General features: G+C 40.0%; 12 protein-coding genes. 4 read left to right on the top strand and 8 right to left on the bottom strand.

What is annotated here, in order from left to right; translation table 11 throughout:
* Window positions 1-4: 4 nt before the first annotated feature.
* Window positions 5-1,615: a lysine--tRNA ligase gene (lysS, locus tag KJA58_RS00060; RefSeq protein WP_213357452.1), complete on the bottom strand. Its 1,611-nt coding sequence runs from the start codon at window positions 1,613-1,615 to the stop codon at window positions 5-7.
* A gap of 233 nt (window positions 1,616-1,848) precedes the next feature.
* Window positions 1,849-2,361 (bottom strand): disulfide reductase DsbH, encoded by a 513-nt coding sequence (dsbH, locus tag KJA58_RS00055; RefSeq protein ID WP_213357451.1) that lies wholly within the window; start codon window positions 2,359-2,361, stop codon window positions 1,849-1,851.
* Window positions 2,362-2,533: 172 nt separating this feature from the next.
* Between dsbH and KJA58_RS00050 the strand changes: the two genes are divergently transcribed.
* Window positions 2,534-3,274 carry a hypothetical protein gene (locus KJA58_RS00050; protein ID WP_213357450.1) on the top strand — a complete coding sequence of 247 codons (741 nt, stop codon included), beginning with the start codon at window positions 2,534-2,536 and terminating at the stop codon, window positions 3,272-3,274.
* On the top strand, window positions 3,229-5,481 hold the full coding sequence (gene priA / locus KJA58_RS00045) for a replication restart helicase PriA (protein WP_213357449.1): 2,253 nt from the start codon (window positions 3,229-3,231) through the stop codon (window positions 5,479-5,481). Before KJA58_RS00050 ends, priA begins: the two co-directional genes overlap by 46 nt.
* On the opposite strand, the gene KJA58_RS00040 is transcribed toward priA, so the two are convergent.
* Genes KJA58_RS00040 through KJA58_RS00030 form a run of 3 tightly spaced genes read right to left on the bottom strand, consistent with a single transcriptional unit; the run spans window position 5,410 to window position 9,014 of the window.
* Entirely contained in the window at window positions 5,410-6,522 is a 1,113-nt protein-coding gene (locus tag KJA58_RS00040; RefSeq protein WP_213357448.1) for an aminotransferase class I/II-fold pyridoxal phosphate-dependent enzyme, read from the bottom strand. The two genes, priA and KJA58_RS00040, sit on opposite strands and share 72 nt — an antisense overlap.
* A 21-nt stretch (window positions 6,523-6,543) precedes the next feature.
* Complete coding sequence (locus KJA58_RS00035) at window positions 6,544-8,220, bottom strand: AMP-binding protein (RefSeq protein ID WP_213357447.1); 1,677 nt, start codon at window positions 8,218-8,220, stop codon at window positions 6,544-6,546.
* Window positions 8,221-8,267: 47 nt separating this feature from the next.
* Complete coding sequence (locus KJA58_RS00030) at window positions 8,268-9,014, bottom strand: lysophospholipid acyltransferase family protein (RefSeq protein WP_213357446.1); 747 nt, start codon at window positions 9,012-9,014, stop codon at window positions 8,268-8,270.
* A 121-nt stretch (window positions 9,015-9,135) separates the two neighbouring features.
* Between KJA58_RS00030 and KJA58_RS00025 the strand changes: the two genes are divergently transcribed.
* Complete coding sequence (locus KJA58_RS00025; protein WP_213357445.1) at window positions 9,136-10,131, top strand: inositol monophosphatase family protein; 996 nt, start codon at window positions 9,136-9,138, stop codon at window positions 10,129-10,131.
* Here the strand turns inward: KJA58_RS00025 and KJA58_RS00020 are convergent.
* Complete coding sequence (locus tag KJA58_RS00020; protein WP_213357444.1) at window positions 10,128-11,168, bottom strand: Glu/Leu/Phe/Val family dehydrogenase; 1,041 nt, start codon at window positions 11,166-11,168, stop codon at window positions 10,128-10,130. The genes KJA58_RS00025 and KJA58_RS00020 overlap by 4 nt on opposite strands.
* A gap of 129 nt (window positions 11,169-11,297) precedes the next feature.
* Between KJA58_RS00020 and KJA58_RS00015 the strand changes: the two genes are divergently transcribed.
* Complete coding sequence (locus KJA58_RS00015; RefSeq protein ID WP_213357443.1) at window positions 11,298-11,921, top strand: inorganic pyrophosphatase; 624 nt, start codon at window positions 11,298-11,300, stop codon at window positions 11,919-11,921.
* A 62-nt stretch (window positions 11,922-11,983) separates the two neighbouring features.
* Here the strand turns inward: KJA58_RS00015 and KJA58_RS00010 are convergent, their stop codons facing one another.
* A complete protein-coding gene (locus KJA58_RS00010; protein WP_213357442.1) occupies window positions 11,984-12,433 on the bottom strand; it encodes a bis(5'-nucleosyl)-tetraphosphatase in 450 nt (149 codons plus the stop codon).
* A gap of 8 nt (window positions 12,434-12,441) precedes the next feature.
* Window positions 12,442-13,327 (bottom strand): beta-ketoacyl-ACP synthase II (locus tag KJA58_RS00005; protein ID WP_213357441.1); only part of this gene is annotated, 886 nt, incomplete at its 5' end.

Raw genomic sequence — 13,327 nt, 5'->3', positions numbered from 1 at the left:
ATTTCTATTTTAAAGAATCTTCTTCTACGGCCTCTTCTTCGATCGAACTTGCCGACACTTTTTTCATTAAGGGGAAGTACAAGACATCCCTAATAGAGGCGGCATTTGTCAATATCATTGCCAACCTATCTATACCAATACCAAAACCTCCGGCAGGAGGCATCCCCTGACAAAGAGCCTCTATAAAATCCTCATCTATAGGATGACACTCTCTCCCAGGAACGAGCTCTTTTCTTAATAACTGCTCTTCTAAAAGTTTCCTCTGCTGTATAGGATCGTTAAGCTCACTGTATGCATTACAAAGCTCTTTCCCTAAACAAAAACTTTCAAAACGTTCAACAAACTGCCCGTCACCGGAACGTAAAGTTTTGCAAAGAGGCGTTGTCTCTATAGGGTGGTCTGTTATGTGATGCGGCTGCATGAGATCGTTGGAAACTAACTCATCAAATAACATTGCTATCAATAATCCCCTTGGGGCACTACAGAATTCTTCTTCTTTTAAAGTAGTTCTCCCTCGCAACTCGTCTCTTAATACTGCATCACTACAGAGATCTACATCAAGATTTGCATACTGCTTAAGGCTCTCTTTCATAGTCATACGAATCCATGGAGCCTTAAAATCTATAGTTTGTTCTCCATGTTTTGCGTGTGAATAGGTCACAACAGTGCTACCGTCATTAATTTCTTTGACTACACTTTCTACAAGATTTTCAACAAACACCATAACATCATTGTAGTCAGCATAAGCAGCATAAGCCTCTATCATCGTAAACTCTGGATTATGAGTCCTATCTATGCCTTCATTACGGAAAACTTTTCCTATTTCGTAAACACGCTGAGTGCCTCCGACAAGGATTTTCTTGAGAGCTATCTCTAACGAAATTCTCAAAAACATGTCCGTGTGTAAAGCATTCACCCGCGTGATAAAAGGCTCAGCCTCTGCGCCTCCATAGGTCGCTTGCAGAATGGGCGTCTCCACCTCTATAAAGCCATGATTATCCATGTAGTTTCTGATCAATTTAAGAATTCGACTTCTTGTTAGAAATGTTTTCCTAACCTCTTCAGAAGATGCCAAATCCATCCATCTTTTTCTATAACGAACCTCCTTATCGCTAAGCCCAGAATGCTTATCCGGGGGGGAAAGTAGCGCTTTAGCCAGCAAGGTAACCGTCTCAACAAGAATTGTAAGCTCTCCAGAATGCGTTAAAAATAGATAGCCCTCTATTCCTAAAAAATCTCCTAGATCCAGTTTTTTTTCTATGAACTTCATAGGAGTGATGTCTTGATCCTCTCCTAAACCATCTACACGACTAAAATCACGGTTAAACATGATTTGGATGTTATGATTGCCATCAAGGATCCGCCCAAAAGCATTTTTCCCCATAGCTCGGAATAATACTAACCTACCAGCCACACGTACTTTAGGTGTCTGCTTCGATAAAGCCGCTTCACTATCTCCTATGGAGCCAATATCTTGGGAGCATAGATTTTCAACACTTTCTATGTTGGCAAACTTATAAGGATAAGGATTAATACCCCTTTCACAAATTTCTTTTAATTTCTCAGAGCGATAAAGAAAATCCTCGCGGTCAGCATAGGGGGGCTTTGATAACATAAAGTGCATTCCTTCTCTTTCATAAAATTACATTCCCTCGAGAAATAAACCAAACGAGGGCAGCATTTCCCTAGTATACGCTTTTTAAACAACAAAAATCCAGATGCGTATGAAAGAAGTTGGGATGGGTTTAGAGTTAGATTTTCGATCCTAGAAGAAACCTCTTCTAAAGAGGAATCTCCCAGGGATCTTAGCGAGACAAGAAAAAAACTTTTACAACCCTGTACTTTGGGTTACTTTATAGACAATTCTCTCTTTAACTTAGAAATATAGGGTCTTGCCCCTCCTTGTTCATATCCTTGTCGAGAAAGCACCTTTCCTTCAGAGTCAATGAATACCAACTCAGGAAACCCATTAACATTATATTTCTGTTTTAACAAACGATTCTGTTGTTTGGTAGATTCATCCAGAGGAGTCGACTGAGGAAAGTCCACCAACACCATGTGCAAATGTTTTCTAGAAAAGTTAGCAAACTCTGGGGTACTCATAATCTGTTTCTCCATACGAATACACCAAATACACCAATCAGATCCGGTAAAGAACAAACATATGGGCTTCCGATCTCTTTGGGATGCTTCTGTTGCTTCCTTTAGACTTTCCCATGCAATTGCTGCATGATCTTTTTTATGCATAGAGGCGCCGTCATAACTAACTTTTTTCAAAGAGTTCTTACCTGTCCCTCCATAACAACAAGAGACTGAAAACAAACAAAAAACAGCCACAAAAACTTTAACTAACACTCTCATAAAAACCCTGAGTAATTTTATACACGTTCATGTCTACAAAAAGTCACATCCTCCAGTTATTGCCAGAATAAAAATAAAATCCAAAGAAAAAAACAAACACAAGATCTAATGGAGCAATAAATCCAACAGAGGATATAGTGGAGACTTTAGCTCTAAAGAAACCTCGCTGACGATGGACAAATCTGTTACTTACTTGCTTGATTGTTTAGCTGCTAACATTGAAGACTTCTACTACCATGTCGAGAAAACAACAGAGACGTTGTCTCCTCTGGCAATAACAAAACCTAAAAAAACTTCTCAATCTTTTAAAGCAGCCAATCAACCTTCTCGTCCCACAAGTCCAGTAAAGACTACGCTTCTTGACCCAAAGAGCTCTCACGTATCCCAGAAATCTCTGCCCAAGAACGCGCCTACAACGACATCTTATTCCTTAAAGCTACCCTCACCAAAAAAGCCCGTATACAATAGTACTAATTGGGAACTATCGTTATCTCCTGTGGACCCCACAGATGATATATCAAGACTTTCCTTTGCTTCTTTAAAAGATAAAGCTCTCTCAGAGATGATCATCCCCTGTGCTATTTTTTCTCATAGAGAAGACAGTGAAGAAGTTGTCTTTGTTTCACGTTTGGCTAAAGTTATAACCCAACGCTTATTCCCTGCTAGGTGTGTTTTCATTCACTCGGCAGATACTTTAGAACAATTACTACCTCAGCACCCTCTAACATTATTGTCTCCTATACTAACCCAGCAATACTTTCCTAATACTTCCCCTCATTCCTCTTTTTCTTACAATAAAGAATCTCTTGTAATCCCTATCTACTCTTCTGAAGAATACGCCAACAATACTGGATTAAAGAAAGACTTATGGGCAATATTAAGCAAACTACCTTTCGTCGATACGCTGAAGTAATTGTTGGATCCACAATTAATAAAATTTTGGATTACGGCATTCCTGAAAATTTGGAAACAGAAATTTTCAGAGGTTCGGTCGTCTCAGTGCCTCTGCGCGGATCTCAAAAAGCGGCCATAGTCATTCGGACTAAAACTGAAACTAAAAGTCCCTATGTTTTTCCAATTATCAACAATATTGATTCAGGAATTACTCTCTCAGAAGATTTGTTAGAACTTATTATCTGGATGAGTAAGTATTACTTTTGCCCGCTAGGAAAAATGTTAAAACTAGTAATTCCCAGCAAAGCTCAAACAGTAGTGCAACCCAAGGAGCACTACTTAGTATCTTGTTTAAAATCAAAATCCAAAATACGAGCTCTCATTCGAGAAAAAGGTTCTACAGACTCTCCCCAGGTTAGAGTCCTCCGAACATTACTCTACTCTACACATTCCTTAACATTAGCAGAGCTAATAAAAGAAGCTAGCGTCTCTACTTCACCCGTTCTTTCTCTTGAGAAGGCGGGTGTTATTAAAATAGTCTCTAGCTCTGAATACGATTTGCAATTAAATAACGTAGAATTTTTTCTTCCAGAATCCAAAACTCTAACAACGGAACAATCTCTGGCTGTTCAAAAAATTTCTCACTCCTTAGAAAAAGCTCAATTTCTAACCCATCTTCTTTTTGGAGTCACTGGAAGCGGAAAAACTGAAATATATTTCCAAGCTATAGAAAAAACTAGAGAACTGGGGAAAAGCTCCATATTCCTTGTCCCAGAAATAGCCCTTACTGTGCAAAACATGGATTTATTCCGTGCCCGTCTAGGGAAAAAAGTTGCTATCCTCCACCACAAATTGAGCGATAGCGAGAAAAGCAAAACTTGGCAGCAAGCTTCTGAAGGAGCTATAGACGTCATACTAGGGCCCCGTTCAGCCTTGTTTTGTCCTTTAAAAAATCTTGGGCTTATCATCGTTGATGAAGAACATGATCCCGCTTATAAACAACAAGAAAGCACTCCCTGCTACCAAGCTAGAGATGTAGCTGTCATGCGCGGAAAACTAGCAAACGCCACGGTCTTACTTGGAAGTGCAACTCCTAGTATAGAAAGCTACTACAATGCTTTATCGGGAAAGTATCAATTGCTAACCCTTTCTAATCCTGCTGTTAGCCTAATCCCTCCAAAAGTTTCTTTGATAAACATGAACGAGGAACTAGAAAAATCTCACTCTTCAACATTGTTCACCCAACCTGTAATCAATGGAATAGAAGAGCGATTAAAAAAAGGAGAACAAACCGTTATTTTCTACAATCGCAGAGGGTATTACACGAGTGCTCTCTGTTCCTCTTGTCAACATGTTATAAAATGCAAACACTGTGATGTTACTTTAACCTTTCACAAAAAATCTAATACTCTAGCCTGCCATTTGTGCAACTATGCCATCTCTCCGCCACCAACAAAATGCGAACAATGTGGAGATTCCATGTCATTGGTTTTTCGCGGCATGGGAACAGAAAAGATAGAGAAAGCTTTATACGCTATCTTCCCTTCTATACGAATCATCCGCATAGACTCTGACACCACCCGAAGCAAAAATGCTCATGATGAACTTTTCCGCCAATTTTCTACGGGTAAAGCCGATGTTCTCATTGGGACACAAATGATTGCAAAAGGAATGAATTGTCCCTCTGTTACTCTATCTGTGATTCTTAACGGAGACTCGGGGTTACACATTCCAGACTTCAGAGCTTCAGAGCAGGTCTTCCAATTAATCACTCAGGTAGCAGGACGATCTGGAAGAGGTAAACTTTCTGGAGAAGTTCTTATCCAAACCTTTTTACCCGATCACTCTACCATCCTGGCTGCAGTTGCGAGAGACTACTCTACATTTTATCATAGAGAACTTCCTGGAAGAGAGTTATGCGATTTTCCACCCTTCCAAAGGCTTGTCCGATGTATCTTTATAGGGAAAAATTCCGAGGAGACCTTGTCTGAAATCAAAAAAGTTCACTTATTATTAGCAAAAAGACCTTCCCCAGATTTTCAAATTATGGAAATTACTTCTTGTGGCTACTCTAAAATCAAAGATTTCTTTCGATATCAATTTCTGATTAAAGGAAAACAAATTATGCGTATTAACGGATCTTTGCAAAAAGCTCTATTTGACGCAAAACTCTCTGGAAAAGTGAAGTTTATGATCGACGTCGATCCTACAACGACCTTTTTCTAACAAATTCTCCACAACCCTAAAGAGAGTGTCTATATCTCGATAGCTATTAAACGCATGCAAATTAATCCGAACGGAGCTCACGGATTCGGATTCAAAAATACCAACTTGAATATTATGTTCCTTTAGAGCCTCTACCCAATCCAAAGCATGCTGACGCTCTGAAAACCTTATCGACTGCACACATCCTGGCGAGCTATCTGAGACAAAGGAAGAGAAATAATTCCTTAAATTGAAAATTTGTTTTCTTAGAGAGTTTCCAAAAGTTTTAAAGTGTTCGTAAGCTCTGTCTATCACTACGAGCGCGTGCAAAGGAAGTGCTGTAGAAAACATTATAGGAGTACCTTTTTCCATGATATCTTCTCTAACGATCTTAGAAGAAAGGATAGCAGCCCCAAATCCCCCGAAGGATTTACCATAAGTGACTAGTACCGCGTAAACATCCTTTCTAAAATCTTCAGACCCAAAACCTTTACCTTCACATCCGTGAATACCTAAAGCATGAGCTTCGTCAAAAATTAAAAGAGCTTCATATTTTTTCGACAGAGCGACGACCTCGTTGAGAGGAGCTAACGAACCGTCTGACGAATAAACCGTAGAAATGAAAATGAATATGCGATTACATCCTTTTTCTCTGTACTTAATCAATAGTTTTTCTAAATGCTCCATATCATTGTGCAGGAAAGACTCTTGCTTTCCAGAAATGATCAAACTTCCTTCGCGAATAGATACATGTACACCTTCGTCCCACAACATCACATCATCGACTTCAGAAACTAGATAACACAAACTTAAATTAGCCATGTAACCGCAGTGTGCGATAACTGCGGATTCAAAACCGTGATACTTTGCTATTTTTTCTTCCAGTATGGATTGAAATGGATGTCCACCTACAATACGACGAGATCCTGTCGATCCTTGCATCACTTTTGGATAAGAATGTACTATCTCTAAATATTTGTCCTGAACTGCTTGCTGAAGCATGGAAGACCCAGCAAATCCTAAAAAATCATTGGAAATAAAATCTATAGACTGACTCGCCATATGAAATAATCAAAAACCTTTTTATTTATTCTCTAACCACTTACTAAGCAATACATAATTAGGCTTCCCTATCCCAGATAAAGGGATAGCCTCTAGCTTCTGAACATCCGAGATTTTTACCACGCTACACGTCCCGGCCTGTTTAAGGGCTTCATTCACTTCTTGCAGAGAAAGTTCTAACGTCGTAAATAAACAGAGTTTGGTTTTTTCGGCTTCTCTTTCTAATCCGCAGACAACGAAGCATGGCCCCTCTCCATAGCATCCTTTTCCCTTTTTTGAGAGAAAGTGCTCTTGGAGAATAGACTCCACAGACTCAAGACTCACCATTTCTCCTCCGATCTTAACCGAACGACTCAATCGCCCTAAGAGAAGCAAGTATCCCTCTTTTGTCAGAAGACCTATGTCACCGGTATTATAGTACTTCTCTCCATCAAGATTAACAAACCCAAAATTAGGAGCCTCTCCATAATAGCCTGAAAAAACCGAAGGTCCTGCAACAACGACAATCCCAGGATTTCCTTCAGGAAGAGGAGTTAAAGTAGTACGACATAAAATTTTGATAGAGGATCTAGGCAAAGGATACCCCACTCCATCACGATTCAATTCTCTAGGAGTCAACGTAATAACTGGGGAACTTTCTGTTGCGCCATATCCCTGAATAACTTTCACGTGAGGTAACAATTTCTCTGAAGAGTTGTACAATTCTTCGCTAACTCGCTCTCCTCCTAAAACAACCAGAGATAAAGATTCAGCAAAACTAGGGTCACTCTCTATTTTTTTTAAAAAATAGCCATAAAAAGTGGGTGTTGTCCCCATTATGGTTGCTCGTTTACTTTTCATGAGCTGCATTATTCGATTAATATTTAAGGGGTTTGCGACAAAAACCAAAGGGACACCTGCAAGCAACGGAAGCAAGGTACAACTATTAAATCCATAAGCATGAAAAGGAGGCAAAAAAGAAATTACCTTATCTACGGATTTAACATCGAAGAAAGGAAAACAATCTTCTTGATTCACAATAAGATTATTATGCGTTAGAGGAACACATTTGGGAACATTTTCAGTCCCTGAGGTAAACAACATAACCGCCGTGTCATCACCAGAAACTCTATGAACACCGAAGAAACGAAGTAACCAAGAAATAGGCAGAAGGCTTAATCCCCATACAGCGAGCTTGCTGATCCAGCCCATAGAAGCATAGATACTCTCAATACTCACTTTCTTTAGATGAATAGCATCGAGAACAACCTCACCCATCTGATCTGGATCAAAAAGTGCTCTTAGATTTTCCTCGTCACGATTTTTTTTCAAATGTTCCAAGAAGGTTTTTGAAGTAATAACTCTTTTCAATTGAGTTTTTTCTAAACCTGCAACTAATTCTCTTCTCCCTTGGGTCCAATTTATCATTACTGGGATCTTCCCCGCGAGTAGGGTAGCAAACATAGAAATGTAAGCCCCTATAGAAGCCGGCATCATTATACCTAGAGATTCACCGGAATATTTTTTAAACTCTTTAGCTAAAGCTATAATGGCTCGCTTAGTGTTTTTATAACTAAAGAAACCTAATTGATCTTCAAAACAAACTATTTCTTCAGACAAATCGTCGCACAATCGAAGGAACTTTTCTAGAATAGTCTTCCCTCGACGAAAGCCTGAGTTTTTATTACACGGCGCACAGGGATCTCTTTGTCGCCCCATTATGCTCTCCTTCTTTCAGATATAACTATCAACGCAAGAAAACTAAATTAGTAAGGAACTAAACAGACTCTTTCTGGATCCCTGTTGAACCAGGCTTCTAAAAAACGATTCAATTCCTGTTTACCTGCAAATGACCGCAGCAGAGAAAAGTCTACCCGCTCTAAAGTCAAAGATACCGGACGACGGGGCAAAAAGAAAAAGCCTTTTCTCAAAAGAGCAAAGAAACTTTTCTTAAAAGTTGCTCCCAATGGAGGGGTAGAGTTTCTGTTGTATCTGGAAAAAGAACTCCCCCATAATCCCCTAATTCTCACCAACACCACGTTGCATTTATCAATCTCTTGCAACAAAACATAGGCAGAAGAACTTCCTCCTAAAACCTCTGGTCCTTCGCGAGAAATCTTTCCTGATGGATAAAGAAGCACTGTCTCAGAATTCTTCAGTATTTTTAAAACAGTAGAGAAGTACTTGCTGATTTCATTTTTTTTTCTAATTCTATCCTTTTCTGCAAAAGAAACATCAGGAACAGCAACGGCTCCTACTTGACCTAGCACCCAGCGCACAAAAGAGGATTTGAATAAACTGCTAGAAGCCAACGGATGCGGTTTCAATTTTCTCCATAACAAGAATTCTATGATAACAGGATCTATCTCTGCAACGTGATTGGAAAGAAGCAATACCCCGCAAGATTTATCTAAGTTTAACGCATCTAATCCAGTAACCGTAAATCGATAGCGCAATGAAAGCAAAAATTTCACAAGGTAAAAAATGAAAAAATTTATAAAATCCTTAAGCACTTCTAGCTCGCCAATACCTTTGTTAGCAGTTTAATTAACAAAACAGTCCCGTCTACCTCCAGTTTAACATAAACGGCGCTTTTGATAATATGCTTTATCTTAAGCTTATCTATCTCAAACTATGTTAGATTCATTTTATCAGCTCCTTCCCAATTACCAACAATTTCTTGAACGCCTAATTTTTTCTATATTACCAAAACTCGTGCACTACCAACAAAACCTTCCTCTCAGTTCTGTTTGGAAGAAATCGGATGGGTCATTTGTTACATCTGCAGACTATGGCGTTCAGTTTCTTATCCAACAACAACTGGCTCAAAAAACTCCTGGTATCCCATTGGTTTGCGAAGAGAATTATCACGACCTGCCAGAGGAAAAACTACTCAGCATTTACAACTTTGCAACGCAATGCACTACCAAAGCTTCCCCAGAGCTTATTACAGAAGTACTGAGTCAAAAACATCCTTCTATAGAAGACTCCTTCTGGTTGATAGATCCAATTGATGGAACCTCTGGGTTCATTAGAAACCAAGCCTTCTCCGTAGCTATTTCTCTCGTGATTAATAAAGAGCCTCTTCTTTCTGTTATAGCATGCTCCGATCCAACCACTCGACTACTCAATCCTCATCAACCTTATCAAGTTTTTTCCGCAAGAAAAAACCATGGCTCTTTTTCTTTATCTTTTTCTGGAGGGAGTATTGAGAGAAAAAGAATCCACACAGCACAAGCTTATACTTGCAAGTTTTGCGAGGCTTCTATGTCTACTTACAATCAACAGCATCAAACAACTCGACAATTGAGTGAGCAGCTGCTCTCTCGCCCTCAACCCGTCCGGTTAGATAGTCAAAGTAAGTACACTTATGTAGCTTCCGGGAAAGTGGATTTTTTTCTTAGAGTACCTTACGTACAAGTCCAGGCTAAACCTTGGGATCATATTCCCGGATCTTTACTAACAGCGGAAGCTGGAGGTATTGTGTCCGATCTTCTAGGAAGGCCTTTAACAATAAGAAACTCGCTATGTTTAGAAAATAACGCGACCATTGTGGCTTCTTCCAGGCCTAACGTTCATGAAGAAGTTTTGACAAAATTAAGCGCTATCTATCCAGAAGGAACGATCTAAAAATCTTTTTGGAAACGCTCTAATAAGACTCTTTCAAGACTAATGTTATTATTTCGTGAAACTTTGTATGCTTCATCGAACACTGATGGAATTCTATCCAGAGCAAACAGAACTTCTCTTGGATCATATTGCCCACCCAGCTCGGAGACGACATTAATCAGCCCTCCAGCATTAGCCAAATAATCTGGCGCGTACAAAATCCCTCTATTAAGCAGCTCTTCGGCTATTTCAGGGGATTCCAACTGATTATTGGCTGCTCCAGCAACACCTCTGCAACGCAATCTGGACACATTTTCACTATTCAAGACACCGCCCCTAGCACAAGGGGACAATATATCACAGGAAGCAAACATTACTTCCGTTGTATCAACAACCTCTGCACAAAACCTTTTCCGAGCAATATTCACCACTTCATCGTTTACATCGGCCACAATAAGGGATGCCCCCTCCCAAAATAACTTCTCCGCCAACTTAAATCCTACCATTCCCAAGCCTTGAACGGCAACCTTTAAGCCCCTAAGAGACCTATCAAAAGCAGCATCTAACTCCTTAGCCACAGCCTTCAAACATAGAAACAAACCATGTGCTGTATAATAAGAGGGGTCTCCACTAACATTTTTCTTCCCTACGACGTATTTCGTCTCCCTATGAATAACTTGCATATCGTCTGGGGTTGTTCCCATGTCTTCAGCACAAATGTAACTTCCTTGCAAAGAGTTTACAGCTTGACCGAAACTTTCCAACAAAGCTTCCCTGTCAAAATCACCTTCGGGCAAAAATATTATGCTCTTCCCTCCTCCTGTATTAACTCCAGAAACAAAAGCCTTGTAAGTCATTCCCTTTGCCAAACGAAGCACGTCCCTCAGGCCTTCTTCAAAGGAGCTATAACGGAGCATTCGAATGCCACCAAGAGCTGGCCCTTTACGAGTGTTATGAATAGCTATGATAGAATCTAATAGCGTCTCCCTACAAGAAAACCTTATTACTCTTTCATAATCATCAATATTTAAGTCTTCCTGAACTAGACGATACTTCATAACACTCCTGAAACACAAAGAGAAATGATCATCAAAAGATACTTAAAAGTCAAAACAAAGAGGCCTATCAATTTTGTATGAAACTCTCTATAATGATACCCTGAAAAATAAAAAATGAGAGATCCATAAATGACTAAAAGGTTTATCCCTCACCCTTGGCATGGCCCAGAGCTCTCCTCAGATAACTATGAGAGCCTTTGCTGTTACATCGAAATTACTCCTTCTGACTCTGTGAAATTTGAGCTAGATAAAGAGAGTGGTTTATTAAAAATAGACAGACCCCAAAAATACTCTAACTTCTGCCCTTGTCTATACGGGTTACTTCCTAAAACATACTGTGGAAAGCGTTCTGGGGAGTTCTCCGCTCAAAAACTAAATCGATCCGATATTTTTGGAGACAAAGACCCTCTGGACATATGTGTTTTAACAGAAAAAAACATCACTCAAGGAAATATATTAGTTCAAGCTAGACCTATTGGAGGCATTAGAATCATTGACTCTGGCGAAGCTGATGATAAAATTATAGCTGTTCTCGAAGACGATCTAGTTTATGGTGGCATTGCAGATATTACATACTGCCCTTCCACCATCTTGGACATGATCGTCCATTATTTCCTTACATACAAAGCCACACCAGACCACCTGATGAGCTCAGGGAAACCTAAAGTAGAAGTGGCTGGCGTCTACGGGAAAGAAGAAGCGAAAGAAGTTATTCGACTCGCCCACGAAGATTACATGGAATCATTCGCTTAAAAAAAAGAGCCCTGGAGCTTAACTGCGCCCAGGGCTCTAAGAGTCTTTTTGAAAAAATAGGACTATTCTCGAGCAGGAATGCTATCCAAAAATGCTTTCGCTTCTTTCAGAGTATTTAAAGCTTCTGGGAAACTTAGAATTTTCGAAGCCTCTCCTAAAGAGACCCAATTATAGTCTGATATTTCTTCGGGATCTGCTCGGACTTCCCCTGAAACTTCAGCTATAAAATAAGTGACCTCCTTAGAAATCGTTTGTCCTCCTTGGGAGAACTCGTAATGCTCTTTAAGGACCTTTGGGAAAAATGAGACTATTCCCAATCCTGTTTCTTCTACAAGTTCCCTTTCAGCAGCAAATTGAGGCCCTTCATTTTCCTCACTATGCCCCTTTGGGAACCCCCAATGCCCCCCTTTAGCATGACGAATCAAACAAACTTTTATGTTTCTAGAAGCACGCCCTTCCAAGTACTTGATCGGAATAATTCCGAAAGAATAATCTTTTTTCACAGTTTCCATCGCCAACTTTATTGAATATATTTAGATAATAATACAGTCGAGTTATGTCCCCCAAATCCAAAGGAGTTCGACATAGCTACATCAATGTCACAGTCTTTCGCTTTCTTGGCAACCAAATCTATACCTTCAACCTCTGGTATTGGATTATCTAAATTAAGAGTTGGATGTAGCCGCCCCTTCAAAATCGCCAAAACCGTGACAATAGCTTCTATACCACCGGCTGCACCTAAAGTGTGCCCTATGAGAGACTTTGTAGCATTCATTTTTATATTTTTGGTGTGAGAACCAAAAGCTTTACGGATAGCTGTTACCTCAGCAATATCTCCTAATTCTGTAGAAGTCCCATGAGCATTAATATAATTTACTCTTTCCTTTTCGATGCCAGCTTCTCTTAAAACCCCGTTTATGCAGGCTGTGACCCCCAAGCCATCCTCTCTAGGAGCCGTCATATGATAAGCATCACAAGTTGTATACGTCCCTAAAACTTCTGCATATATAGGGGCTTTTCTCTTTAAAGCAGTCTCCAACGACTCTAAAACAAGAACTCCAGCCCCTTCCCCAAGAACAAAGCCATCCCTATCTCTATCCCAAGGGCGAGAAGCTCCCTTTGGATCGTCATTACGCTGAGAAAGGGCCTTATTAGCCACAAATCCGTTCAAACCTAGTCTATTAACCGCAGCCTCAGATCCTCCACAAATAATCATATCCGCTCGACCAGAAACTATGTGCTGATACGCTGCATCTATGCAGTAATTTCCTGTCGCACACGCTGTAGAGATTGAATAATTGGGGCCCAAAAGACCATAGTCCATGGCTACGAGAGCTCCTGCCATGTTGGATATGATGTACGGGATAAAAAAGGGCGACAAACGTTTATTCTCCAAAATCAAGCGT

Origin of the sequence: Chlamydiifrater phoenicopteri, from assembly GCF_902807005.1 — a bacterium.
Classification (GTDB): Bacteria; Chlamydiota; Chlamydiia; order Chlamydiales; family Chlamydiaceae; genus Chlamydiifrater; species Chlamydiifrater phoenicopteri.
The sequence above is the reverse complement of the archived record's forward strand: the minus strand, read 5'-3'. Positions and strand labels throughout refer to the sequence as shown.